This is a genomic window from Pseudomonas sp. BIGb0164 (assembly GCF_024810135.1).
Lineage (GTDB): Bacteria > Pseudomonadota > Gammaproteobacteria > Pseudomonadales > Pseudomonadaceae > Aquipseudomonas.
Genome location: NZ_JANUEA010000008.1, coordinates 151152 through 175549, shown reverse-complemented (window position 1 = coordinate 175549; position 24398 = coordinate 151152). Strand labels below are relative to the sequence as shown.

21 protein-coding genes, 1 tRNA gene and 1 pseudogene are annotated in these 24398 nt (G+C 59.7%); 4 read left to right on the top strand and 19 right to left on the bottom strand.

Annotated elements, in window-relative coordinates; genetic code table 11:
* Positions 1–19: 19 nt before the first annotated feature.
* The 6 genes from M2394_RS21530 to M2394_RS21505 form a co-directional block, all read right to left on the bottom strand.
* Entirely contained in the window at positions 20–1366 is a 1347-nt protein-coding gene (locus tag M2394_RS21530; RefSeq protein WP_259174489.1) for a dihydroorotase, read from the bottom strand.
* Positions 1363–2619 (bottom strand): Zn-dependent hydrolase, encoded by a 1257-nt coding sequence (locus M2394_RS21525; RefSeq protein WP_259174488.1) that lies wholly within the window; start codon positions 2617–2619, stop codon positions 1363–1365. The genes M2394_RS21530 and M2394_RS21525 overlap by 4 nt, the downstream gene beginning before the upstream one ends.
* Positions 2616–3551 carry a dihydroorotate dehydrogenase gene (locus M2394_RS21520; protein WP_178924093.1) on the bottom strand — a complete coding sequence of 312 codons (936 nt, stop codon included), beginning with the start codon at positions 3549–3551 and terminating at the stop codon, positions 2616–2618. Before M2394_RS21520 ends, M2394_RS21525 begins: the two co-directional genes overlap by 4 nt.
* The gene (locus M2394_RS21515; protein ID WP_259174487.1) at positions 3548–4381 is read right to left on the bottom strand and encodes a dihydroorotate dehydrogenase electron transfer subunit; all 834 of its coding nucleotides are present in this window, start codon (positions 4379–4381) and stop codon (positions 3548–3550) included. Before M2394_RS21515 ends, M2394_RS21520 begins: the two co-directional genes overlap by 4 nt.
* A gap of 196 nt (positions 4382–4577) precedes the next feature.
* Positions 4578–5840 (bottom strand): MFS transporter, encoded by a 1263-nt coding sequence (locus M2394_RS21510; RefSeq protein ID WP_259174486.1) that lies wholly within the window; start codon positions 5838–5840, stop codon positions 4578–4580.
* A gap of 185 nt (positions 5841–6025) precedes the next feature.
* Positions 6026–6886 (bottom strand): hypothetical protein, encoded by an 861-nt coding sequence (locus M2394_RS21505; RefSeq protein WP_259174484.1) that lies wholly within the window; start codon positions 6884–6886, stop codon positions 6026–6028.
* Between the two features lie 348 nt (positions 6887–7234).
* On the opposite strand from M2394_RS21505, the gene M2394_RS21500 reads away from it, so the two are divergent.
* Complete coding sequence (locus M2394_RS21500) at positions 7235–8110, top strand: helix-turn-helix domain-containing protein (protein WP_178924087.1); 876 nt, start codon at positions 7235–7237, stop codon at positions 8108–8110.
* Between the two features lie 213 nt (positions 8111–8323).
* Here M2394_RS21500 and M2394_RS21495 read toward each other — a convergent pair whose 3' ends face one another.
* Complete coding sequence (locus tag M2394_RS21495; RefSeq protein ID WP_259174482.1) at positions 8324–8620, bottom strand: hypothetical protein; 297 nt, start codon at positions 8618–8620, stop codon at positions 8324–8326.
* Between the two features lie 313 nt (positions 8621–8933).
* Here M2394_RS21495 and M2394_RS21490 point away from each other — a divergent pair, with 313 nt between their 5' ends.
* Complete coding sequence (locus M2394_RS21490) at positions 8934–9263, top strand: hypothetical protein (protein ID WP_259174481.1); 330 nt, start codon at positions 8934–8936, stop codon at positions 9261–9263.
* 13 nt (positions 9264–9276) lie between these two features.
* The gene (locus M2394_RS21485) at positions 9277–10005 is read left to right on the top strand and encodes a hypothetical protein (protein ID WP_259174480.1); all 729 of its coding nucleotides are present in this window, start codon (positions 9277–9279) and stop codon (positions 10003–10005) included.
* A 217-nt stretch (positions 10006–10222) separates the two neighbouring features.
* On the opposite strand, the pseudogene M2394_RS21480 reads toward M2394_RS21485, so the two are convergent.
* The 7 genes and pseudogenes from M2394_RS21480 to M2394_RS21450 all read right to left on the bottom strand — a co-directional run bounded on the left by M2394_RS21480 (position 10223) and on the right by M2394_RS21450 (position 16736).
* Positions 10223–11935 (bottom strand): annotated as a pseudogene (locus tag M2394_RS21480) (tyrosine-type recombinase/integrase).
* A 236-nt stretch (positions 11936–12171) separates the two neighbouring features.
* Positions 12172–12247: transfer RNA gene (locus tag M2394_RS21475), tRNA-Gly, on the bottom strand.
* A 60-nt stretch (positions 12248–12307) separates the two neighbouring features.
* Positions 12308–12868 carry a CDP-diacylglycerol--glycerol-3-phosphate 3-phosphatidyltransferase gene (gene pgsA, locus M2394_RS21470; protein ID WP_105700203.1) on the bottom strand — a complete coding sequence of 187 codons (561 nt, stop codon included), beginning with the start codon at positions 12866–12868 and terminating at the stop codon, positions 12308–12310.
* Between the two features lie 32 nt (positions 12869–12900).
* Positions 12901–14724, bottom strand: coding sequence for an excinuclease ABC subunit UvrC (uvrC, locus tag M2394_RS21465; RefSeq protein WP_259174479.1), 1824 nt, complete (start codon positions 14722–14724; stop codon positions 12901–12903).
* A gap of 1 nt (position 14725) precedes the next feature.
* Positions 14726–15367 (bottom strand): UvrY/SirA/GacA family response regulator transcription factor, encoded by a 642-nt coding sequence (gene uvrY, locus M2394_RS21460; RefSeq protein ID WP_003190387.1) that lies wholly within the window; start codon positions 15365–15367, stop codon positions 14726–14728.
* 176 nt (positions 15368–15543) lie between these two features.
* Positions 15544–15984, bottom strand: a complete 441-nt coding sequence (locus M2394_RS21455) for a GNAT family N-acetyltransferase (RefSeq protein ID WP_178924077.1) — start codon at positions 15982–15984, stop codon at positions 15544–15546.
* Positions 15985–15986: 2 nt separating this feature from the next.
* Positions 15987–16736 (bottom strand): carbon-nitrogen hydrolase family protein, encoded by a 750-nt coding sequence (locus M2394_RS21450; RefSeq protein ID WP_259174477.1) that lies wholly within the window; start codon positions 16734–16736, stop codon positions 15987–15989.
* Between the two features lie 610 nt (positions 16737–17346).
* On the opposite strand from M2394_RS21450, the gene M2394_RS21445 reads away from it, so the two are divergent.
* The gene (locus M2394_RS21445) at positions 17347–18414 is read left to right on the top strand and encodes a 3-deoxy-7-phosphoheptulonate synthase (RefSeq protein ID WP_259174476.1); all 1068 of its coding nucleotides are present in this window, start codon (positions 17347–17349) and stop codon (positions 18412–18414) included.
* Between the two features lie 96 nt (positions 18415–18510).
* On the opposite strand, the gene M2394_RS21440 is transcribed toward M2394_RS21445, so the two are convergent.
* The 5 genes from M2394_RS21440 to M2394_RS21420 form a co-directional block, all read right to left on the bottom strand.
* Entirely contained in the window at positions 18511–19212 is a 702-nt protein-coding gene (locus tag M2394_RS21440; protein WP_259174475.1) for an NAD(P)H-dependent oxidoreductase, read from the bottom strand.
* Between the two features lie 9 nt (positions 19213–19221).
* Positions 19222–20841: an ABC transporter ATP-binding protein gene (locus M2394_RS21435; RefSeq protein ID WP_259174474.1), complete on the bottom strand. Its 1620-nt coding sequence runs from the start codon at positions 20839–20841 to the stop codon at positions 19222–19224.
* Positions 20842–20843: 2 nt separating this feature from the next.
* Positions 20844–21671 carry an ABC transporter permease gene (locus M2394_RS21430; RefSeq protein WP_259174473.1) on the bottom strand — a complete coding sequence of 276 codons (828 nt, stop codon included), beginning with the start codon at positions 21669–21671 and terminating at the stop codon, positions 20844–20846.
* 3 nt (positions 21672–21674) lie between these two features.
* Entirely contained in the window at positions 21675–22634 is a 960-nt protein-coding gene (locus tag M2394_RS21425; RefSeq protein ID WP_178924065.1) for an ABC transporter permease, read from the bottom strand.
* 159 nt (positions 22635–22793) lie between these two features.
* Positions 22794–24380 (bottom strand): ABC transporter substrate-binding protein, encoded by a 1587-nt coding sequence (locus M2394_RS21420; protein WP_178924063.1) that lies wholly within the window; start codon positions 24378–24380, stop codon positions 22794–22796.
* Positions 24381–24398 lie beyond the last annotated feature (18 nt).

The following is a 24398-nucleotide window of genomic DNA, read 5'->3' as shown; positions in this document are numbered from 1 at the left end:
GGGCACTCCTTGAGCGTGATTAGCGATCGAATGACAGACGTTGACCAAGACTTTGCGGCGCGATTTCACGGCCATCCCAGACCCGCTGCCCGTTGACGAACGTGCCGACGATACTCGATGAGAAGGTACTGCCTTCGAACGGACTCCAGCCACATTTGGACAACACCTCAGCGCGCTGCACCGTATACGGCTGGCGGGGATCGACTAAGACCAAGTCCGCGGCAAACCCTTCACGCAGGAATCCGCGAGCGGCTACGTCGAACAGTTGCGCCGGGGCATGACAGACCGCCTCGACTACGCGTTCCAGCGTCAATTCACCCGCGAATACCCGCTCCAACGCCACTTGCAGGGCGAACTGCACCAGCGGCACGCCGGAGGGTGCTTTCTGGTAAAGGTTGTTTTTCTCTTCCAGTAAATGCGGTGCGTGGTCGGTGGCCAACACGTCGATGCGTCCTTCGGACAGTGCCTGGACAATCGCCCGTCGATCGCGCTCGGACTTGACTGCCGGGTTGCATTTGAGCCGCATCCCCAAGCGCTGATAGTCGCGATCGTTGAAGTGCAGGAAGTGCACGCAGGTTTCGGCCGTAATGCGCTTATTCTTCAGTGGGCCGGGTTCGAACAGGTCCAGTTCTTCAGCGGTGGAAATGTGCAGCACATGCAGGCGTGCGTTGTGCTTGCGGGCCAGGGCAATGGCCAGACGGGTTGACTTGATGCACGCCTCGCGGGAGCGAATCAACGGATGCAGGCCTGCGGGGATATCCTCCCCGTAAGTGCCCAGGGCTTTTTGCAAGTTGTCTTCGATCATCGGCGAGTCTTCGCAGTGTGTGATGATCATCACAGGCGAGTCACGGAAGATGCCGTTCAACACCTCAGGATCGTCTACCAGCATGTTGCCAGTGGACGCGCCCATGAACACTTTGACGCCCGGTGTGCTCTTGGGGTCGATGGCGCGGATGGCCTCCAGGTTATCGTTGCTCGCGCCCATGTAGAACGCATAGTTGACCACCGACGATTGCGCCGCGATCGCATATTTGGCTTCCAGGGAATCGCGATCCAGCGCCGGCGGCCGGGTATTCGGCATTTCCATGAAGCTGGTGATGCCGCCCGCCGCGCAGGCTCGGGATTCGCTGGCGATATCGGCCTTGTGGGTCATGCCCGGTTCGCGAAAGTGTACCTGATCGTCGATCATGCCCGGCAGCAGCCACAGCCCAGTGGCGTCGATCACTTCGTCCTCTGCGCGCGGCTCGATCGTCGGCGCAATCTGCGCGATCAAACCATTCTCGATGCGCAGGTCGCTGCAAAAGCGCTGACCTTCGTTGACCAGCGTGGCATGGCGAATCAGCCAGGATTGAGATGAACGGGTCATAGCGTCAGCTCCTGCAGGGTGTGGTAAAGCACTTCGCTGGCCTCAATGAAATCGTCCAGCTCCATCGCCTCAAAAGGGTTGTGCGAACCGTGCTGATTACGGATGAAGAGCATGGCGCTGGGGATTCCGGCGTTGGCGAAAACCGCAGCGTCATGCCCCGCACCACTCGGTGTCAGGACCCCTTCCCATCCGTGCTCGCGGGTCATGCGCGCCAAGGCGTCGACCCACGGTTTATGCATGGCCGCCGGCTGCGTATCGATACGTTTGTCGAATTCGAAGCGCACCTGGCGTTGGCCCTCTATCTGGCGAATTTCGGCCAGGATCAAGGCGTGGAAGGCTTCCAGCGTAGGTTGATGCAGGCTGCGGATTTCCAGGCTAAAGCTGACTTCGCCAGGGATCCGAGAGACCGCATGATGGGCGGCGTTGGTGCCCAGGGTGCCGACCGTGACCACCAGATCGCGGCCGTTCTCCAGCCATTCACCCCACAATCGATCAATGCGCGCGACCAGTTCGCTGACCGCAAACACCGAGTCGTGACGATCCTCCCGGGACACCGCACCCGAGTGGCCGTCCTCGCCCAGACACCGCACCAGGTTGTGCCGCAGGTTGCCGCGAATACCGGGCACGACGCCAATGGCCTGGCCCATTTTCTCCAGGGACTCGGCCTGCTCGATGTGCACTTCCAAGTAGCCGGCGAACTGTTCGCGCTCGATCAGCCATTGCTGGGAGCGAATCGCGTCGAGATCGGCGCCCACCGCCTGCATCGCCTCGCCGAGGGTCCGTTTACTGAAGCGATTGGTCAGCGCCAGATCGGTCGCTGTCAGCCCGCCCATCAATGCTCGCGAGCCCATATAGGATTTGCCGAACCAGGCGCTCTCCTCACCGCGCAGGCCCAGCACCCGGATGGGTCGTGGGGTTTGTACTTGCAACTGATCGAGGCGGCACAGGCACAACAGTCCGGCAACAACCCCGGCCAGGCCATCGTAGTTGCCGCCCTGTGGCACCGAATCCAAGTGCGAACCGATCCAGATCGCCGGTTGGCCATCGTCATCGGCACGCTGGTAAATCACGTTGCCGGCGCGGTCTGCGTGGACGTGTAAACCATTGTCGAGGGCGAATTGCGACAGGTAGGCAATCGCAGCGTTTTCCCCGGCGCCATAGCTTTCGCGAGTGATGCCGATTTCCGGGTCACGGGAAACTTCGGCAATTTCACTGAAGATCCGCTGCGCCTGGTGTTTCCAGAGGGTGCTCATGGCAGTGCTCCAAACGCGGCGGCCGGGGAATCATCGAGGCTGCCGATCAGTGAGCTCAAGCGGTTGATGCCTTTGCGCCGACAGAACACTTCCAGCTCATTGACCATCAGGTTCATGGTCTTGGGGTGGATGAACGTCGCGGTGCCAACCTGCACCGCCGTGGCGCCGGCGTAAATGAATTCCAACGCGTCATCGGCGGTGGCGATGCCGCCGCAACCAATTACCGGAATCTGCAAGGCCTTGGCGCATTGGTAGGTCAAACGCACCATCAATGGCTTGATCATCGCGCCGGAGATCCCGCCCATGAAATTGCCCAGGCGTGCCCTGCCCTTTTCGATGTCGATCGACAGCCCAAGCAAGGTGTTGCCGACGACCACCGCATCCGCGCCTTCGTCCTGGGCCCCAAGCGCAATATCGACGATCTCACCGCTGTTGGGGGTTAGCTTGACCCACAGCGGCAGCGAGGTGTTGGCGCGCATCAGCTTAACCACTTGCCGCGTGCTGTCGGCGTGCATGCCGAACGACTCACCGTGGGCTTCTAGGTTGGGGCAGGAAATATTCGCTTCAATGCCGGCAATGCCCGGTACATCGCTCAGGCGCGCGGCCAGCTCGGCAAAACCCTGGGCGGTTGGCGCAGAAATACTGACGATCAGCGGCGAATCGAAATCCCGATAAAACGGCACTACCTTATCGATGAACAGGTCCGCGCCTTTGCTCGGAATACCGATGGCATTCATCATGCCGTCCGCCAGTTCACAGACCCGGGGCATCGGGTTGCCCGTGCGTTTTTCGCTGGTGATAGTCTTAGTCACCAAGGCGCCCAGACCGTTGAAATCCAGCAGATGGGTCAACTCCTCGGCGAAGGTGCCCGAGGCCGGCATCACCGGGTTCTTCAGGCGCAGACCGCCAATGTTTACGCTTAGATCGATCATTCCAGCACCTCCGCCAGGTCGAACACCGGGCCTTCCAGACACACACGCTTGCCGATTTTCAAACCATCGACTTCAAACACATCGACGCAGCACTGGCACATGCCCAGGCCACAGACCATTTGCTGTTCCAGGGCGACTTGCCCGGCCAGCCCCAATTCGCCCGACAAGCGCTTGAGCAAACGGGTCAGGCGTTTGGAGCCACAGGTGAACAATGCGTTGCTGCCTTCGCGGGCAATCACCTCGCGCAACACGGATTCAATGTTTTCCAGGGAGCTGCTGCCATCCTCATCCAGGACGGCGATGACGTCAGCGCCCAGTGAGGCGAAACGCTCCCGGGACAGCAGGCTCTTTTCACTGCGGGCGCTGAGCACGGCGGTCAACTTGATGCCCAATGCGTGAGCCGCTTCGGCGAGTGGCGCCAAGGTCGCGAGGCCGACACCACGGGCCACGATGGTCATGTGCCGCCACTGCGGGTCGAGGTCGAAGCCCTTGCCCAACGGGCCGAGGATTTCCAGGGTTTGTCGTTCGGTCAGCGTTTCCAGGCCGAAGGTGCCCTTGCCCGTGACCTTGTACAGAAACTCGACCTGGCCACTCACCGGGCTGGCTTTATAGGTGCTCATGGGGCGGCGGAAAAAGGGTTTGTGCTCACCTTCGCTGGGGCACAACAGGTTGAAAAATTGCCCTGGCTGCGAATGGCACGCCGCGCCATCGGCCTGCAGGACCAGGCGTTTGTATTCGTCGTTGACCCATTCGTTGGACAGCACCACCGCCAAGGTATCGTTCGGCGGGGTGACGGCGATGACCTTGCAGCAGCTGGAAATCCCGATCATTTTGAAAGCCCTCAATGTTTCTGTCTAATTTTTGATACAGGCAAGTCAAAAGAGAAGCGACGCCGCCCGTGTATCCGGCAGCGTCGTGGTTTTCTACTTCATTTAGACCTTGACTCTACGACATCAAAAAACACTTGTCTAATTATTGATACAGCATATGCACTACTTTTTTGGCATTACCACGCCGACTGACGCCTTACTTGGGTTGTGCTTCGAGGGGACTCGCCAACGGTACTTCACCGCTGTCGCCCTGGCTGCGCGGCAACAGGAACAGCGTGGCGGCCATGGCCAGCAGGTAAATCGACGCCAACAACATGATCGCCGCCGAGAATGAATACGCCAGGGCAATGGCGCCCACCACCAGCGGCCCGAAACCACCGACACCGCGTCCGACGTTAAACAGGACGTTCTGGGCCGTGGCCCGAACCTGGGACGGATAGAGATCGGAGATCAACGCACCGTAGCCGCCAATCATGCCATTGACGAAGATGCCCATCACCACGCCTGCAAACAGCATGCTGATCGGATCCGTCAGGTTGGCGTAGATCAGCACCATGACCGCGGCGCTGGCCTGGTACAGCAAAAAGATCCGCCAGCGACCGAAGCGGTCGGCCAATTGGCCGAACAACCAAATGCCGAAGGCCATCCCCACCACCGTCGCCGCGGTCCACGTGCCGGACGCGGTCAGCGTGAAACCGAACTGACGCGACAGGTAACTGGGCATCCAGATCATGATTCCGTAGTAACCGAAGTTCTGCACTGAAGTCAGCACCATCACGCCGATGCTTGCCTTGGCAGTCGGCACATCCTTGAACAGTTGGCCGAAGCGCCGCGTAAAAGAAATCGGATTGACCGAAGCCTTGATGAACTCTTCTGGCTCACCCATGGTGTGGCGAATCACGAAGGACAGCAGCGCCGGTACCAGCCCGACCAGGAACATCCCGCGCCAACCGATATGCGGTAACAACAATGGCGTCAACAGTGCAGCCGCCAATACCCCAGCCTGCCAGCCCATGCCGACGTAGGAAGAAGCGCGATTGCGTTTGTTGGCGGGCCAGGTCTCGGCGATCAGCGCCATGCCAATGCCGAACTCACCGCCCAGGCCAAACCCGGCGAGGGTGCGGTAGGTCAGCAAATCCCAGTACCCCTGGGCCAACGCACATAAACCGGTAAACACGGAAAACACCAGGATGCACACGCTGAGCATCTTGACCCGGCCGTAGCAGTCGCTGAGCTGGCCGAACACCAGGCCACCGGCCACGGCGCCGAGCAAGGTCCAGGTCACCAGCGAACCGGCTTCGGAGGTGGTCAGCCCCAGGCCGAGGGTGATGGCTGGCAACATGAAACCGAGGATCAACAGGTCGAACCCGTCCATGGCATAACCGGTCACGCTGGCGATCAACGCCTTGCGCGGTGATGCGTCCGCCTTGGCGGTGCTTGAGTCGTTGTGAGTCTTCACACTCTTTACCTCTTATTGTTATCACGGGTTGAGGTGATGGCCGTGATCCGGCTTCACCACCTGACTCATCCCTGGAAGGAAACAGCGCCGTCCTTATCGCCTGGGCGATGGGCTGAGTCTACGAACAAATGAGACAGCCTGTCTAATTATTGATACAGCACAGGCGAAAAATAACGATCTCCGGTCTACAGATGCCACTCCAGATTGATGGATAACGCATCGACGTCCGTGCCTGGCCCCTTCTCGTTGCCGAATTTGTTGCGCCAGTACTCGTAACCCGGACCAACCCAAAACACGTTTTTTTCGCCCCAGACCATCTGGCCGACATCCAGCATCAACGAAGTGCGCATCAGTTGCTCGGCGCCGGTGGGCTTGTTTTGGTAGTCGTCGCCCTTCTTGCTGCTGAAGGTGTAGTAACCCTGGAACTTGAGCGGCAGCGGGCCCGCCGTGAATGGCACGCCCCAGGTGAGATTGAACTGGAAGAACGGGTCGAACAGCAGGTCAGTGTGGTTGCCCGGTTTGCTGCACACGTCCAGGCCACAGTGGTTCCACTCCCGGGCGTAGAGCACGCTGGCATCGAGGAAACCGGCGGGCAAAGCGAACTTGAGCGTCGGGCCGAGCACCAACAAGCGCTTTTCCGAGGCGAACTCGTTGTTCTTGGTGTTGTAGTCGAGCCCGGCAGTCAGCGCGACGTCCTTGACCGGGCCGAATGCCAGCGGCTTGTCGAAGAACTTGCCGTACTGCAGCTGGTTGCGATACGTCAGGTAAAACTCAGTGGCGCCGGTGCCGCCGCCCTTGGCCGGATCGTTGCGATCGGACTTGAACACGTCCAGATTGACGAAGTTCTGACCCAGCCGGTAGCTGCTGACATGAGTGATTTGCAGGATGTTCTTGGCCACATCCTTGGTTTTGCCCGGGTCGGTGTAGTGATCGCTGTAGCGATAGCCGATCAAGGTGTCGCTGAACCCCGGCGCAGCCAGTGCGCAAGGTGCCAGGACGGCCAGTGACAGCGCCACCAGCGCAGTTGCAACAGGTGAATGTCCCATCGTGTGTTCCTTATTTTTATAAATTTCAGGGCATAAGAGATCGCGCCGCCCTGGTCGGGAGCGACCGGATACAACAGCGTTTGATCAATATCGGAGGACGTGATTGTTGCCCGTCATCCCGTAGACAAGCTCGGCACGGGGATTCGGAGTGGTATATACATGGACATAGCCGCACCATTTTTGTATTTTTTAGACGACAGAATATCTTTCGTCTAAATATTGATACAGCGAAGTCACAACGAGGTCAACCATTTCCTCGATCGAGTCGCCTCAACGGGGTGCGTTCTCGACTCTGGAAAGAATGGAGCAACACTCTTCACCCCACAGACACAGTGTTTCGGAGTTGCAGTGAACCAAATCGACTACCAGGCCATCGGTGAACGCCTTCGGGCCTACCGCATCGGTCGCCAATTGAACGCCGATCAGGTGGCCGAAAAACTCGATATCTCCCGGGCGGCGGTGTATCGCCTGGAGCTGGGCAAGATCGTCAAGCTCGAGACCCTGGAGCGCCTCGCGCAGTTGCTCAAGGTTTCATTGACCAGCCTGCTGGGCTCCGACACCGAATATTTCGATAATGCCCTGGGTTACTTCGAACGCATGCGCCAACTGGAAGCGCGTTCAATCAGCATCCAGTCGTATTTCGATCCCTTCTCCTATCTCCTGACGTCGCCCGCCTACACCGAGTTGTTCAAGACCATGCTCGACGAAGCCCGGCCGAAGGACTTCACCGCCAGCCAAGAGGCGATGCAAACGCAGATTCTGGAGATTCTCAACGAACGGAAAGCGATATTTTCCAAGCAGAAATTCGAAGTGCAATCGATCATCAGCCTGCGCCAGATCGAACGCTACCTGCACATCGGCCTGGTCGGGCGCCTCGACTTGCCACCGAGCGTAAGAATGGAACGGTCGCTCCTGGCCCGGCGCGAAATCGAAAACCTGATCGACAAAATCGGCAGCGAAGGCTCGCGGTTCACCATCTACCTGATCGACGAAACCCTGCCCAGCGCGACGTTCCAGATCTTCGAGCAAGCCCACACCAGCTATGTCGCGGTCAGCCCCTATCGCCTCGGCGAACTGCCGAACATCCATACCGGCATCGCCACGGTGACTTCCTCCCCCGAAGCAGTGGCCATGTACAAATCCATGACCCGTGGGTTGCTTGAACGTGCGCATTCGGGTGAGGCGGCGAGAGATGAACTGAGCAAGTTGCTGGCGAAACTCTGAGCTGGCTCTCTATTTTCCAATTTTGGCCAAGCAGGCTCGGCGCCTGGGTGTGTGAGATGGCAGCACCAAACTGTTGACGGAAGCAGTCGGTAAACGCCTCAGGGGATGGTCGTTGGCCTTTCCAGCGTTTGATTTTTGCTGCCTGCTACTACCGTCAGCCTGGGGTCGTTAACAGTGGGTTACGAGCGGCAGCTCTCGGCCAAAAGCGGTCATCTAGGTTGATGATGCACCCGGATTGATTTTGTCTTCGACGTCAAATCTACTCAACAATTCGGCTCCATCCGAAACACCAAGAACCTGATCAATTGCGCATATTTTCTGGGTCGCACATTCGAGTTGAAAATCAGCGTTGCCGTATGCAGCTTCCGCCTCATTGTGGAGCGCATAGGCCAAATGGGCCGCGACACGGACGCTCATTGGAGCATCTACATCACTGCCCAGATAATCAGCAAGCAACGTCCTGATCTCTATTAGTGCAAGCGCGAGTAGCCTGGTTTGAGCAGTTTGCATAAAAGTATCCCGGATACTACAACGAATTTGCGAACGGATTTCGCGAGGTTATATAAGCTGTCAATTGTCAAAAGCGAAAGGCCGTTATGGGTCGATTGCGGTGGGCGGTGAAAAGCAGCAATCGGCCAAAAGCGGCCTCTCCCCCCCTCCGAGTCTCCTCTGCAAGAATCGGGAGGTCAGATGAGTGGAAGCTATAGCAAATAAATATATGATCTGCCTACAAAAGGAGACTCGATTCAGGCCTACGACTCTTCAATATCCACCGGTGTGACCAGAGGACGGCAGGGTGATAAGTGATTCGGATTTGGCCGAAATGGTTCCTTCCACGCTAACGGGTGTGACTGTCGGGATCGGTTCACAGGTCCTGCTTTTTGGTGATATCGCTAGCGTGTTAATTCAGTGCCCATTCGTCAGTGATATCAATAGGGTATGCAAGAGGGGACATGGTGAAGACGCTACTACAAGCCCTTTGATTTTTGAGTTTTTAAACCTCGATGTGGAAGCTTTTTCAATTGATAGTTTTGGGGTGTTGACCATCACCTTCAGTGCGAAAATGATCTTGAAAATCTTTCCTGAGAAAAACGGATTGGAGTCTTATGTCGTAAATACCCGGCGCGATATATTTCCCATCCTGGTGTGGTAGCCAGAAAGACGCGATGGCTCTCAGTAGCGAATACAGCACGAGCCCAGATATCGGCCAGAAGTCACTGGGGCAATCGCAGACACCAATGGATGTCCTGTATACAGACGGTCTTGGAGCCGCGACTCTGATTGCTCAAGCCTCAGGCTCCAAGTTACCTTTTCTGCTTCGAACACGCAGGCGCAGCTTACAAACCATGTCTACTTGCTATTCCGTTCAAATCACGCCAGAAGGACTTTTACCGGACTTCTATAGCATTGCTGAACATCTATGGGGAATCGGATGCAATGTTGACTCTGAGGGTGATTGCACGCGGTCGGATCGTCGCCAATGGACGGAGCTGACATTGTCGCTTCGCGGCACATCAGGAGAACGCATCGACATTGATCCGCTCTCGCTCAAGCCTCTAACCCTGGTAATCCGCTCATCGCACGCTACCCTCTGCCAAAGAGTGGCCGACTACATCGTATCTGTTTCCGGATGCATCGAACCCTGCCCACGTTGTGGGTCCCTCCAACACGTCAGATCGAAAGCAATGTTGATTGGAGCAGCAAGCCCGAAAAAACGCTTCGATGGGGAAGAAAAAGTCGGCTACCAACGCTTGGATCAGCTGGCAGTTTATGAATGTAAGCCCGCTCTCCTGAATGCATCACCGCTCGAGCAGCTAGTCGATGGTTTTTACTGCGATCATTGCGCAGTGGGGTTTGTAACAAGCGACCTTGTAAAAGATGTCGAACCATCGTGAGTGGCCGGATCTAGCCGTTAGTTAATTCTCACTCAAGGCAGCTTTAGGTCTATAGCGGCCTCGCGTGAATGACAGCTTCTGGCCGATAGCAGCCCATTCAGGCAGTGCCGTTATCACTGTTCTCTAATCCAGTTTACTGGTGCTGTGATAGAAATGCGTAAGGCTCGAAACCGCTGCCCTCCCCCCAAAAAAGTTGGGTGAACAGCCAAACATGCTGTCAGGCAAAGGCAAGTCGCTTCGAGATAACCCAGTAGGCATCCCAGGGCGCCTCCACTGTCATCAGCACCCTCTGCGTTTGCACTAACCAAGGCGCGTCGAGCTGCCAATCCGGTAGCCGCAATCCTCGATTCCCCAAACTAATAGCCAATAACCGCCCTTCCTTGATATCCCGACTCACCTGCTCCCTCGACACGCCCGCCAATCGCGCAAACTCTGGCACTGTCAAATTGGTAGGTGCTTCCTATGCCGCCAGCATTGCAAGGCGCTGCCGTTGTATTGCAGAAACGGGCATCTCCACCAGGCCCCTCTCTGGCGTCACTGTGGTCGCAACGAAACCTTGATCCACATGCTCAGCCCCTTTCCGCTTAGACTCCACCTCATATATCAACGAGGCAGTAGCCGCTGCCACCGCTCCAGCGACTGACACCGCACCCTCCAACCGAATCGTTAGCGGCGAACTCGCTGCGTCATGCTTCCCCTGAGCCCAAAGGTCCAATCGGTTGGCCCAGCCCTGCATCATGGTCCGCCGCTGTTCCACATATCGGGCATGGTTATAGGTCGCACTCACCTGATCCGGATCAGCATGAGAAAGCTGCGCGTCAATCCAATTCTTGGGGTACCCGATCTCGTGCAGCGCAGTAGAAATTGTGGCGCGCATACCATGGCCCGTTAACTGATCAGCCAAACCCATTCGATGCAGGGCATTGTTTAAGGTGTTTTCGCTGATGCGTAGCTGCAGGTTGCTGCGATGTGAGAAAAGAAAACGCTGTGCAGGTAAGACCTGATCGAGCATATAGCGCACGATTTCCAGTGCCTGCACCGAAAGCGGGACGATGTACGGAGGCACCTGACCACCAGCCCTACCCGGCTTGCGCATCTGCGCCTGGAGCTGTTTGACGACCTCCGGTGGAATCACCCACAGCTGCTTTTCCAGGTCGAACTGATCAGGCGTGGCATAACGTAACTCGCCTGTTCGCACGCCGGTCAACAGCAGCAAACGCAGCCCCAATTTTGTCTGTAGGCGACCACCGTAATTGCGAATTCTCGACAGTAGTTCCGGCAGTTGGTCCATCCGCAAAAATGGGTCGTTCGTCACCGGAGGTTTGGGTAGCGCCACCACATCCAGGTCCGAAGCCGGGTTCACTTCGAGCCCTTCGACTTTTACCAAAGCATAACGAAACAGCTGGTTGAACCAGGTGCGACATTTCTCGGCCATCGTGAGGGCGTTGCGCTGTTCGATGACACTGAGAACGCCCATAAGGTCGTGACGGGTAATGCCTTTGATGGGGCGCTCGCCCAAGGTGGGCAGGATGTCTTTTTTGAAGACCCTGAGGATTTGCGAGAGTGTGCTTTGCCGCCCTTCTTTCAGGCTCAACCGCCGGAAGCTGACCCACTCGTTGTACACCGCTTCAAAGGTTTGCTTTTCAGCAACTTCAGCCGCATGCCGCTGTTGCTTGCGGTATTCACAGGGGTTGATGTTGTCCGCTAGTAATCGCCGCGCGTCATCACGCCGAGAGCGTGCTTGCTTGAGGCTGACCTCAGGGTAGGCACCAAGGGACATGCGCTGCTGACGCCCCTCCCAATAATAGCGAAACAGCCACAGCTTACTGCCCGCCTTGGTAACCCAAAGGGATAGGCCGTCAAAGTCGCCGAGGGTATAGTTTTTACCGGTGATTCGGGCATGCCGAATGGTGAATTCCGAGAGTGGCATGGTGAGCTCCTGTGAGAGAGTCAGCACCAGATGCTCGTCTGGAGACCCGAGGGGAGCCAGTCAAAATACGAACTCGAACGAGCCCGTAATGTTGTACTTAATCCTGTACTTGTTCGTACTGGACTACCCTGAGTCTCAATGGTTTTTGCAGAAACAAAAAAAGACGCCGACGCGTCTATTCCATAAATCGCAGGCAAAAAAAAGCCACTCGTTAGAGTGGCTTTTTTCGTAATGCTTGGAGCGGGAAACGAGACTCGAACTCGCGACCCCGACCTTGGCAAGGTCGTGCTCTACCAACTGAGCTATTCCCGCTTGGTGATGCGCATTCTATAGAAATCTCAGAACTCGTCAACCGCTTGATTCAAAAAAGTTTTATTTCTTTTCAACGGTGGTGCGCAGGTGAGGCCAGGCAGCGCGCAGATATTGGAGCATGGACCACAGTGTCAGGCCGGCCGCGATCAGCAGCAACGCGTAGCCGATCAGGACCCAGAAGGAGAAGTCTGACGGGTTGGCCAGCAGGATCACCAAGGCCAGCATTTGCGCAGCGGTTTTCCACTTGCCCAGGTTGGACACGGCCACGTGGGCGCGGGCGCCGATTTCGGCCATCCATTCGCGCAGGGCCGAGACGACGATCTCGCGGCCGATGATCACGGCGGCGGGCAGGGTCAGCCACAGGTTGCCGTGTTCCTGCACCAGCAACACCAGGGCGACGGCGACCATGAGCTTGTCTGCCACCGGATCCAGGAACGCGCCGAAGGGCGTGCTCTGCTCCAAGCGGCGGGCCAGGTAGCCGTCGAGCCAATCGGTCGCGGCGGCAAATGCGAAGACCGAGCTGGAGGCGGCATAGCTCCATTCGTAAGGCAAATAGAACAGCAAAATGAAAATCGGAATAAGCAGGACGCGTAGAACGGTGATCAGATTAGGGATATTCATCGGCACAACTGGCTACGAGGTGGAAAGGCATTCTATTCGCTGTGCAGATTGGCATAAATCAACTCAGCGAGCTTTTTACTGATACCGGGTGCTTTGGCTATTTCGTCAATGCTGGCACGGGATAGCTCTTGCAAGCCACCAAAATGTTTAAGCAAGTCACGCCGCCGCGTCGGCCCTACCCCTGCCACCCCTTCCAGGGTTGAGGTTCGTCGGGTTTTACCACGGCGGGCGCGGTGGCCGGTAATGGCGAAGCGGTGGGCTTCGTCGCGGATCTGCTGGATCAAGTGCAGCGCCGGTGAGTCGCCCTTCAAAGTGAACTCATGGGCGGCATCATTCAAGTACAACGTCTCGAAACCGGCCTTGCGCGTGGCGCCCTTGGCCACGCCGAGCAGGATCAGGTCGGGCACGGCCAGCTCGTTGAGCACATCACGGGCCATGGACAACTGGCCCTTGCCGCCGTCCACCAGCAGGATGTCGGGGAGCTTGCCCTCCCCGTCCTTCAGCTTGCTGAAGCGTCGCGTCAGCGCCTGGTGCATGGCGGCGTAGTCATCGCCCGCCGTCACACCTTCAATGTTGTAGCGCCGGTAGTCGGCCTTGATCGGCCCTTCCGGCCCGAACACCACGCAGGAGGCCACCGTGGCCTCGCCGCTGGAGTGGCTGATGTCGTAGCACTCCAGGCGCTGAGGTGGCTCGTCCAGGTTGAGCACTTCGGCCAGCGCATCGAAGCGCGCAGCGACGTGCTGTCGGTTGGCCAGCCTCGCGCCCAGGGCCTGCTCGGCGTTGGTCACCGCCAACTGCTGCCAGCGGGCCCGGGTGCCGCGCACGCGGTGGCTGATGTCCAGCTCGCGGCCCCGCAGTTCGTGGATCGCCTCGATCAAGGTGGGGAAGTCTTCATGCACCACGTTGACGATCAGCTCCGACGGCAGGTCGCGCTCGGGGCTGCTGACGTAGTACTGGCCGAGAAACGCAGCCATGACTTCGGCCACGTCCTCGTCGATCCCGGTCTGCGGGAAGAAATTCTTGCTGCCCAACACTCGCCCGCCGCGCACGCTGATCAGGTGCACACAGGCACCGCCCGGGTTGACGAAGGCCGCGATCACGTCGACGTCGCCGGTGCCGCCTTCCATGCTCTGCTGGTCCTGGACGCGACGCAGCAAGGAGATCTGGTCGCGCAGTTCTGCTGCCCGCTCGAAATCCAGCGTACTGGCCGCCTGTTCCATGGCGCCCGACAGTTCATCGGCGAGCGCATTGCTGCGACCTTCGAGGAACATCACCGAATGGCGCACATCCTCGGCGTACTCCGCCGGTTCAACCAAGCCCACGCACGGTGCCTTGCAGCGTTTGATCTGGTATTGCAGGCAAGGCCGGGTGCGGTTCTTGTAGAAGCTGTCTTCGCACTGGCGCACAAAAAAAGTCTTTTGCAGCAGGCTCAGGCTTTCGCGGATCGCTCCGGCGCTGGGATACGGGCCGAAATACTTGCCCTTGAGCTTCTTCGCGCCCCGGTGAATGCTCAAGCGCGGGAAGTTGCCGTCGGACAAATACACGTAAGGGTAGGATTTGTCGTCGCGCAGCAGGATGTTATAGGGCGGCCGCCATTCCTTGATCAGCGTCTGCTCAAGCAGCAGCGCCTCGGTTTCATTGGCGGTGATGGTGGTCTCGACCTGGGCGATACGCGCCACCAAGGCGGCGGTCTTGGGCGCAAGACCGGTCTTGCGAAAATAGCTCGCCAGGCGGTTCTTCAGGTTCTTGGCTTTACCGACATAAAGCAGGCGTGCCTCGCTGTCGAACATGCGGTACACGCCAGGGCGGCCACTGCAGGTTGAGAGGAAGGCACTCGGATCAAACGGTGTGGTCATGTCAGGCGCTGGCGTCCACCATGCCGTGGCGTACCGCGAGCAGGGTCAATTCAACATCACTGCTGATGGCGAGCTTCTCGAAAATACGATAGCGGTAGGTGTTGACGGTTTTGGGCGACAGGCACAGCTTGTCGGAGATTGTCTGCACCTTCTGGCAACCGACGATCATCAGGGCGATCTGGATTTCCCGTTCCGACAGCGCATCAAACGGCGAGTCACTGGTGGGCTGGAACGACTTAATGGCCAATTGCTGGGCAATCTGTGGGCTGATGTAGCGCTGGCCGGCAAAAACCAGGCGAATGGCTTGCACCATCTCCGCCAGGCCTGCGCCCTTGGTCAGGTAACCCGCCGCGCCCGCCTGTAGAAGGCGTGTAGGAAACGGGTCTTCCTCGCACACAGTCACCACCACGACTTTGATGTCCGGATGGCTGCGCAACAATTTGGTAGTGGCACCAAGACCGCCGATCCCAGGCATCTTGACGTCCATCAAAACCACATCGGGTTTCAACTCCCGGGCCTTGATCAGGGACTCCTCCCCCGACTCGGCCTGGCCGACTACTTGCAGGCCATCGATGTCAGCCAGCATTCGTGTAATGCCTGTACGAACGAGATCATGGTCATCGACTACTAGCACCCTAATCAAGCAGACACCTCGCGATATGGTCTTATAGGTTGCTGAACACCTTAGCAAAAAACCTAGGTACAGACCTAGCTGCAAGCGTCATATATATAGAGTTTGCGTGCGATATCGGCCACCGCCGACTCGCAGCCGGCCTCTTATACTGAGCAAAAGGTCAGCTTTACTCTGGCGCCAGTGCGCTACGCCTCCAGAACACGAGGACATTCGCGCTCCATGCGCCAGAAGCAATCCTCCTCGCCAACGATGCTCAAGCCGAGCCGCTGATACAACCTTCTCGCCGGATTGGTCTTGAACACCGTCAAGCGCAAAAGCCCCTGCGCCTGGGCCTTGAGCGCCATCTGTTCGAGCACCCAACTGCCCGCGCCGTGTTTGCGACAGCTCTCCAGCATGTGCAGCTCGCGGATATACAGCGCCCGGCTGTCACGGCTCAGGCTGATAAACCCCATCACCGTGTCATCGTTGCAAATCAGCCAGTTCTCGCGCCCCGCCCAGGCGACGTCGAAACCATCGTCAGACCACAACAACCCATATTGAAGGTAGTAGCGGCTCATGGCTTCGCGGGTGAGCTTTCGCGCAAACACACGATCCTCATCCGTCGCTGCTCGCAGGTGAAACGCCATGGCTAGAGGACGACCACTTGGCCAGCCCACCGCGAGCCCTCGCGGCGGGCGATCACCAAGGCGTCGCCAACGCCAGGGGCGGATGCGAGCAAACGCCCATCAGCCGCCCAGACAGCACTGCGACCGGCACACACGTAGCCGCCCGAGGGGCCACCATAGTTGGCCATCAACACCACCAAGCCATGCTCCGCGGCGTATCCCTGGAGCAACGCGCTGTCATTGGCATAACCACCTTCGCTGATCAGTACACCTGCGGCATACACCGTGGCCCCCGATTCAGCCGCTTGGCGTGGATGGCTGGCGTGGGAAAAGTCCGCGCATACCGCCAGCGCAATACGGTCACTGCCCCGTTCGAGCGCTTCACCGCCCTGCCCCGGGATAAACGCCACCTCTTCGCCCGGGTGCAGGTGCTGCTTGGAATACACCGCGAGGGAGCCGTCCGCCCCCAACACCAGCGCACCGATCAACACGCCCGCTTCGGGCGCCAGGCGGATCGGCATCCCCACCACCGCCGTCATGCGCAGCTCCCGCGCCATCTCCCGAAGTGGCGCCAGCACCGCGTCATCCGGCGCAATCGCCAGGTTGGCCGCCAGCGACGGCTCATACCCGGTCAGCGACAACTCTGGAAACACCAGCACCTGCACGCCGTGCTCGGCGGCGACGTGCATCAACCGCACATGCCGTTGAATATTGGCGGGCACGTCACCCGCGATGGAGACAGATTGAGCAGCAGCAAGGGTCAAGGCAGTCATGGTCGCGTCCAAGCAATAAGTATCAACGTGTTATCAGCATATCCCGACCGATAGCCTTCAGTACCCCTGCGCGATAGAAATTACCGATTGAATCCTCCTGCGTGCCTCTAGTAAGCTCACCCCCATCATTTGGAGACATAACATGTTGCAACTCACCCACACTCAGGTTTGCCCTGCTGCCAGCGCCCCGCGCTCGGTATCGGCTACCCGCGTGAACGGTTCGAGCGCAGCTGTAAGCTTTTATTTTGGGTATTGGTTTAGCCACTGGCGCGCCTGATACCTGAAATCGGCGGCCACTACTCAAGGGGTCGCCTGCCAGAGAAATCTAACCCCCGGTCGGCTCCCCGACCGGGGGTTTTGTTTTTTCAGGCCCTTAACTTTTTTGAAGAACACTTAAAGGAATCACACCATGAACTACGCCACCTATTACCGCTACGACACCAGCCCAGCATGGCGATTTAGCAAGCTCCGTTCGGGACAGCCTGCCGCCTCCGATCGGTCACCTATTGGTGGCAACCCAACACACGTCGCCGATACGGCCAATTGTCGAACACCCCAGTAGGGCCGAGCGTGCGGGAACAGCCCGCCGCTTGCCCAGGAAGCCTTGAATATGAACTCTGCCACCGCCGCTCTGCCTGTTGCCAACCTGTCCAGCGCCAATGAAGCCCTGACCCAGCGCCTGCCCAGCTCCCTTGAGCTCAAGCATCAGTTGCCCCTCAGCCCGTTCCTCAATGAACAAGTCCACGCCCATCGCCAAGCCGTGCGCGCCATCCTCAATGGCGAAGACTCACGTTTGCTGGTGATTGTCGGCCCGTGCTCGATCCACGACCCCGAGTCGGCGATGGAATACGCGCGCAACCTGAAGAAACTTGCACTCGACGTCAGCGACCAGATGCTGCTGGTGATCCGCGCCTACGTCGAAAAACCGCGCACCACTGTCGGCTGGAAAGGCCTGGCCTACGACCCGCACCTGGACGGCAGCGATGACATGGCCGCAGGCCTGACCCTGTCCCGCGAACTGATGCGTGAAATGCTGCGCCTGGGCCTGCCGGTTGCCACCGAACTGCTGCAACCCATGGCCGCTGGCTACTTCGATGACCTGCTCAGCTGGGTGGCGATTGGTGCACGTACTACCGAGTCCCAGATCCACCGTGAAATGGCCAGCGGCCTGGGCATGCCCGTGGGCTTCAAGAACGGCACCGACGGCGGCGTCGCGATTGCCTGTGACGCGATGCGCTCAGCATCCCACCCGCACCGCCATTTTGGCGTCGATAGCCAGGGCCATCCGGCGATCATCCAGACCCCGGGCAACCCCGACACCCACCTGGTGCTGCGCGGCGGTCACCGTGGGCCGAACTACGACGCCCAAAGCGTGGCTCAGGTGAAACACGACCTGGCAAAGTCCAAAGTGGCGGCGCGGATCATGGTCGATTGCAGCCATGCCAACAGCGGCAAGGACCCGTTGCGTCAGCCGGCAGTATTCAATGACGTGCTGGAGCAACGCCTGCAGGGCGACACCTCGCTCATCGGCATGATGATTGAAAGCCACCTGTTCGAAGGCTGCCAGCCGCTGAGCGCGTCGATGAAATACGGTGTGTCGGTGACTGATGGTTGCCTGGGTTGGACGGGGACTGAGCAGTTGTTGCGCAGTGCCGCAGAGCGTCTTCGCGCTTGCTGACCTCTGTAGGAGCTGGCTTGCCAGCGATTGCGGTACATCAGCTACAGATGTGTAGCCTGACACAATGCAATCGCCGGCAAGCCGGCTCCTACAGTTTCAGGAGAGGGGATACAGCGCCTCATCAAACTGCGCCAGCTTTGGGAAGACCAAGGGCTGCTCATCCGCCAGCCCTTGCAGCCGCTGTTCATACGCCACCAGAAAGTCCCGCCGCGCCTCATCACTGATGTACGGCACATGCCAGGCTACAAACGGCGCCAGCACGTCATAGCCCACATACGCCAGCGTCCCGCGCAGTATCGGGCGCAGCATGTCCTCCAGCGGCCCATGGATCGCACCTTCCCCAAACATATGCTCACGCCCGCCCAAGGTCACCGTGACCATCGCCCGCTTGCCCGCCAGGCCGCCCTGATCGTAAAAACGCTTACCGCCGTAGCACACCCCCGACACCAGCACCCGGTCGATCCAGCCCTTGAGCATCGCCGGCGCCGAGAACCAGAAGATCGGGAAGTTGAGGATCAGCAGGTCCGCCCACAACAGCTTGTCCAGCTCGGCCTGGATATCCGCCGCAATCGACTGCTTTTTCACCCCCAGCCGCTGCTCCAGCGCGTACACCAGATAGTCAGGGTTTTCCCGCGACGAAAAGTCCGCCGCCGACGCCACCGGGTTCCAGTGCATGGCATACAAGTCGCTGACCTGCACCTCATGCCCCTGGCCTTGCAACGTGGCAATCGCCTTGTCGCGCAAGGCGGCAGTGAACGACTGCGGTTCAGGGTGAGCGTGAACAATCAAAACCTTCATGGGAGTTCCTCAAACAGTGGGGGCCGCCCGTTGGGCCAGCAAGTGGTCGAGCCAGTCGGGGTCCATTTCCGGCTCAGATGAGAACAGCAGGCCGGTGTAGTCCTGGTACGGCGGGGTGAAAATCGCACTGCGGCTGCCCTGGTCCACCACCCTGCCCCGCTGCATCACCACCACCTCGTCGGCGATGGCGCGCACAGTGGCGACGTCATGGGTGATAAACAGGTAGGCCACGCCGAGTTGCTGCTGGATCCGGTTGAGCAGCTTCAGCACGCCTTCGGCCACCAGTTGATCGAGGGCCGAGGTGACTTCGTCGCAGATAATCAATTGCGGGTCAGCCGCCAGGGCGCGGGCGATGCAGATGCGTTGCTTCTGCCCACCGGACAACTCCCGTGGCTGGCGCTCCATGAACACCGCCGGGTCCAGCTCGATCATCTCCAGTAGCTCGGCAACGCGGGCGCGCAGGGCCTTGCCTTTGAGCCCCAGGTAAAACGTGAGCGGGCGGCCAATGATGTCGACGATGCGCTGGCGCGGGTTCAGCGCGGTGTCCGGGATCTGGTAGATCATCTGGATGCGCCGCAACTGCTCCTTGCTACGCCGCCTAAAATCCACCGGCAGCGCTTCGCCGTCGTACACCACCTGCCCGGCCGTGGCCGGCAGCAAACCGGTGATCAACCGCGCCGTGGAGCTTTTGCCGCTGCCGGACTCGCCGATCACTGCCAGGGTCTGGCCGCGATACAGCTTCATCGACACGTCATGCAGCACCGGCTGGTGCCCATAACTGGCGCACGCCTGGCGCACCTCCAGCAACGGCACCTGCTGCGTCGGGCAGGCCTTGGGCTCAGTGCGGAAACTGCGCACCGCCCACAGCGACTTGGTGTAGTCCTGCTGCGGCTGGCTGAGCATGCTGCGGGTATCGGCCTCTTCCACCAGCTTACCGTGGCGCAACACCATGATGCGGTCGGCCATCTGCGCCACCACTGCCAGGTCATGGCTGATGTACAGCGCGGCGCTGCCGAAGGTTTTCACCGCATCTCGGATGGCAGCCAGCACTTCGATCTGGGTGGTGACGTCGAGGGCGGTGGTGGGTTCGTCGAAGATGATCAGGTCCGGGTGGCAGGCCATGGCCATCGCCGTCATCACCCGCTGCAACTGCCCGCCCGAGACTTGATGGGGGTAACGCTGGCCAATGGTTTCCGGGTTGGGCAGGCGCAGCACGCGGTACAACTCCACCGCCTCGCGCTCGGCTTGGGCACGGCTGATGCCGCCATTGATCACGGCGGTTTCCACGTGCTGATCGATCAGCCGGTGGGCCGGGTTGAACGACGCCGCCGCGCTCTGGGCCACATAGGCGATACGCAGGCCGCGCAGCTTGCGCAGGGTTTCGGGCTTGGCCTGCAGCAGCTGGATCCCATCAAAACACACCGAGCCACCGGTGATGCGGCAACCGTCCCGCGCATAGCCCATCGCGGCCAGCCCAAGGGTGGACTTGCCCGCCCCCGACTCACCGATCAACCCCAGCACTTCGCCGCGCTGCAAGGTCAGGTCGATGCCCTTGATCAGCGGGTGCCACGCGTCTTCGTAATGCCCTTCGATCTGCAGGTTGCGGATTTCCAGCAATGGCGTGTCCATCCTCAACACTCCTTCAGGCCGCTGGATTTATGCAGCATCCAGTCGACGACGAAATTCACACTCACCGTGATCAACGCCACGGCTAGCGCCGGCAGCAACGGGCTGATGTCACCAAAGGTGATCAGCACCGCGTTGTCACGCACCATGCTGCCCCAGTCGGCGGTCGGCGGTTGGATGCCCAGGCCGAGGAACGACAGCGCACTGATAAACAGAAAGACAAAGCAGAAGCGCAGGCCGAATTCAGCAATCAACGGCGCGGCCGCGTTGGGCAACACTTCGCGGGTGACCAGCCACCACAGGCCTTCGCCGCGCAAGCGGGCGGCCTCGACGAAGTCCTGCACCACCACGGTCATCGCCACGGCACGGGACAGGCGAAACACCCGGGTCGAATCCAACAACGCAATCACCAGCACCAGCGAGGTGGCGTTGGTGCCGACCACGCTGAGGATCAACAGCGCGAAAATCAGCTGCGGGATCGCCATCAGCACGTCCACCACCCGCGACAGGCCCTGGTCGATCCAGCCGCCCTTGATCGCCGCCACTAAACCACTCAAGCCCCCCAGCAAAAACGCGAGGGTGGTGGTCAGAAAAGCGATGCCCAAGGTGTTGCGCGCGCCGTATACCAGGCGGCTGAACATGTCGCGCCCCAGGTTATCGGTGCCCAGCAGGAACTGGCCGCTCCAGGGCGCGAAACCCTCGCCCACCACCTGGGTTTCGCCATAGGGCGCCAGCACCGGCGCAAACACCGCCACCGCGATGTACAACACAATGATCAGCAGGCCGAACTTGGCGCTCAACGGCGCCCGGGCCACTTGGCTCAACAGGTTCATGGTCTACCCCTTCGGATGCATCAGGCGTGGGTTGCTGGCGATGGACAGCACGTCCGCTCCGGTATTGAGCAGGATGTAGGTCGCGGCAAAGATCAGACTGCACGCCTGTACCACCGGGATGTCGCGCTTGGACACCGAGTCCACCAGCAACTGGCCCAGGCCTGGATAGACGAACACCACTTCGACCACCACCACCCCCACCACCAGGTACGCCAGGTTCAGCGCGATCACGTTGACGATGGGCGCCAGCGCGTTGGGCAACGCGTGCTTCCAGATAATCCGCGACTGGCTGATGCCCTTCAGGCGCGCCATCTCGATATACGGGCTGGCCAGCAGGTTGATCAGCGAGGCGCGGGTCATGCGCATCATCTGCGCGATCACCACCAGGCTCAGGGTGGCGACCGGCAACACTGAGCGCTCCAGGATCGTGCCCAGGGTGGCGTCCGGCGCCAGGTTGGACAGGCTGGGGAACCAGCCGAGTTTCACCGAGAACACCAGGATCAGCAGGTAGGCGACAAAGAACTCCGGGAACGACACCGCGCTGAGCGCCGAGGTATTGAGCAGGCGATCGAACCAGCTGTTGCGGTACAGCGCCGCCAGCATGCCCAGCACCAAGGCGGTGGGTACGGAGACCAACGCCGCCAGCGCGGCCAGGCTCAAGGTGTTGCCCAGGCGCGCGCCGATCAAGTCGGCGATGGGTCGCTGGTTGGCCAGCGAAGCGCCCAGGTCGCCGTGCAACAGGCGCAGCAGCCATTGCGCAAAACGCGTAAGCGGCGGCAGGTCCAAGCCCAGCTGCGCCCGAAACGCCGCCACGGTTTCCGGCGTGGCGGACTGGCCGAGCATGGCCTGGGCGATATCACCGGGCAGCATGCCCACGGCGAGAAAGATGATCACCGAGACGGCGAACAGTGACAACACGCCTAGGGCGAGGCGCTGGAGGATTAATTTGAACAGGCTATTCATGGACGATTCTCATGAGGTGAATAGGCTCGTCGAGACTGCACCCATCTAATGTGGGAGCTGGCTTGCCTGCGATGGCGGCCTTAAGGCTTGCAGCGAATGGGCGGACCTCATCGCAGGCAAGCCAGCTCCCACATTGGATATTCATTGGCTGGAGGATCTCTACGCCTGCCACCACCGCTCGATCAGCCGCAGCCCATCCAACTCGCCATACGGTGCGGTCTGCGCGCCATGGGCCACACGGTTCGAGCGTGCCGCCACGGAGCTTGCAAACAACGGCACAATTGCGCCGCCGTCATCCCGGCACAGGGCCTGCATTTCGTTGTACATCTCCTGGCGCAGCGGTGCGTTCATCTCACCACGGGCAGCGGTGAGCAATTGGTTGAAGCGCGGGTTGTCCCAGTGGGTTTCGTTCCAGGCCGCGCCCTTGGCGTAGCCGATGCTGAACATGCGGTCGGCGGTCAGGCTGCTGTACCAGAACGAGGTGGTGAACGGCTGCTTCATCCACACATTGGAGAAGAACCCATCCGCCGGCTCGCGCACCACGTCGATATCGATACCGGCCTGGCGCGCCTGCTCCTTGAACAACACCGAGGCATCCACCGCGCCGGTGTAGGCCGCGTCGGACGCTTGCAGGCGCACCTTGAGCGACTCCACGCCGGCCTTACGCAGGTAGAAGCGTGACTTGTCCGGGTCGTAGGTGCGCTGCTCCAACGCGGCGTTGATAAAGCGACTGCCAGGCTGGATCGGGTGATCGTTGCCCACCAGGCCATAGCCGTACAGTACCGACGCCAGCAAGCTTTCGCGGTTGATGGCGTGCTTCATCGCCATGCGGATGTCGTTGTTCTTGAATTCGTTGCTGTCGCAGAGCATCGGGAAGGTGTAGTGCTGGGCGCCTTTGGTTTCCTCGATCACCAGATTGGGGTTGCGCTTGAGCAGTGCCACGGTCTTCAGGTCGACCTTGTTGATCACGTCCACTTGCCCGGTGACCAACGCGTTGACCCGTGCCGCCCCGTCGGCAATGGCCAACAGCTCGGCGCTGGCGAAGTGCGCGCGGTCCGGCTTCCAGTAATCGGGGTTGCGCTCCAGGTCCATGCGCACACCGGGCTCAAAGCTTTTCAGGCGGTAACCGCTGGTGCCCACGCCGGCTCTCCAGTCGGCCACGCCGTCCTTGGCAGGCATGATCACCAGGTGGTAGTCGGCGACCACATAGGCGAAGTCGGCGTTGCCCGAATGCAGCTCGAACACCACCGTGTCGTTGCCCTTGGCACTGACGCTGGCGACATCGCCGAGCACGGTCTTGGCCGCCGAGGTGGAGTCTTTGCTCAGGTGGTGATTGATCGACACCACCACGTCTTCGGCGGTCAGGCCTTTGCCGTTATGGAACGTCACGCCCTGGCGCAGGGTGAAGGTCCACACCCGCGCATCCGGAGTGGACTCGAACCGCTCGGCCAGTTCGGGGATGGCGGTGCCGTCGACGGCAATTTCCGTCAGCGTGTTGTACACCGCCGAGAAGCCGACGAAGGTGAAGGTATCGACCCAGGAGCCGGGGTCGCGAGAATCGGTGGTGCTGCCCCCGGCCAGGCCCAGGCGCAGCACGCCACCGGGCTTTGGGGTGGCGTCTGCGGCAAAGGCCGAAAACGGCAAGCCCATGGAGAACGCGGCGGCTACCGCACCCGCGACAGCGCTGTGCTTGAGGAAGTCCCGTCGGTGCATCGCTTGAGTCATTTTGTTGTTGTTTTCGCTCATGGTCTTGTTCCTCTAAAG

Excerpts from the sequence above, each read along its gene's own strand:
- M2394_RS21530 (WP_259174489.1), bottom strand. The coding sequence starts at position 1,366 with ATGACCCGTTCATCTCAATCCTGGCTGATTCGCCATGCCACGCTGGTC.
- M2394_RS21525 (WP_259174488.1), bottom strand. The coding sequence starts at position 2,619 with ATGAGCACCCTCTGGAAACACCAGGCGCAGCGGATCTTCAGTGAAATT.
- M2394_RS21520 (WP_178924093.1), bottom strand. The coding sequence starts at position 3,551 with ATGATCGATCTAAGCGTAAACATTGGCGGTCTGCGCCTGAAGAACCCG.
- M2394_RS21515 (WP_259174487.1), bottom strand. The coding sequence starts at position 4,381 with ATGATCGGGATTTCCAGCTGCTGCAAGGTCATCGCCGTCACCCCGCCG.
- M2394_RS21505 (WP_259174484.1), bottom strand. The coding sequence starts at position 6,886 with ATGGGACATTCACCTGTTGCAACTGCGCTGGTGGCGCTGTCACTGGCC.
- M2394_RS21495 (WP_259174482.1), bottom strand. The coding sequence starts at position 8,620 with ATGCAAACTGCTCAAACCAGGCTACTCGCGCTTGCACTAATAGAGATC.
- M2394_RS21490 (WP_259174481.1), top strand. The coding sequence starts at position 8,934 with ATGGTTCCTTCCACGCTAACGGGTGTGACTGTCGGGATCGGTTCACAG.
- M2394_RS21485 (WP_259174480.1), top strand. The coding sequence starts at position 9,277 with ATGGCTCTCAGTAGCGAATACAGCACGAGCCCAGATATCGGCCAGAAG.
- pgsA (WP_105700203.1), bottom strand. The coding sequence starts at position 12,868 with ATGAATATCCCTAATCTGATCACCGTTCTACGCGTCCTGCTTATTCCG.
- uvrC (WP_259174479.1), bottom strand. The coding sequence starts at position 14,724 with ATGACCACACCGTTTGATCCGAGTGCCTTCCTCTCAACCTGCAGTGGC.
- M2394_RS21455 (WP_178924077.1), bottom strand. The coding sequence starts at position 15,984 with ATGGCGTTTCACCTGCGAGCAGCGACGGATGAGGATCGTGTGTTTGCG.
- M2394_RS21450 (WP_259174477.1), bottom strand. The coding sequence starts at position 16,736 with ATGACTGCCTTGACCCTTGCTGCTGCTCAATCTGTCTCCATCGCGGGT.
- M2394_RS21445 (WP_259174476.1), top strand. The coding sequence starts at position 17,347 with ATGAACTCTGCCACCGCCGCTCTGCCTGTTGCCAACCTGTCCAGCGCC.
- M2394_RS21440 (WP_259174475.1), bottom strand. The coding sequence starts at position 19,212 with ATGAAGGTTTTGATTGTTCACGCTCACCCTGAACCGCAGTCGTTCACT.
- M2394_RS21435 (WP_259174474.1), bottom strand. The coding sequence starts at position 20,841 with ATGGACACGCCATTGCTGGAAATCCGCAACCTGCAGATCGAAGGGCAT.
- M2394_RS21430 (WP_259174473.1), bottom strand. The coding sequence starts at position 21,671 with ATGAACCTGTTGAGCCAAGTGGCCCGGGCGCCGTTGAGCGCCAAGTTC.
- M2394_RS21425 (WP_178924065.1), bottom strand. The coding sequence starts at position 22,634 with ATGAATAGCCTGTTCAAATTAATCCTCCAGCGCCTCGCCCTAGGCGTG.
- M2394_RS21420 (WP_178924063.1), bottom strand. The coding sequence starts at position 24,380 with ATGAGCGAAAACAACAACAAAATGACTCAAGCGATGCACCGACGGGAC.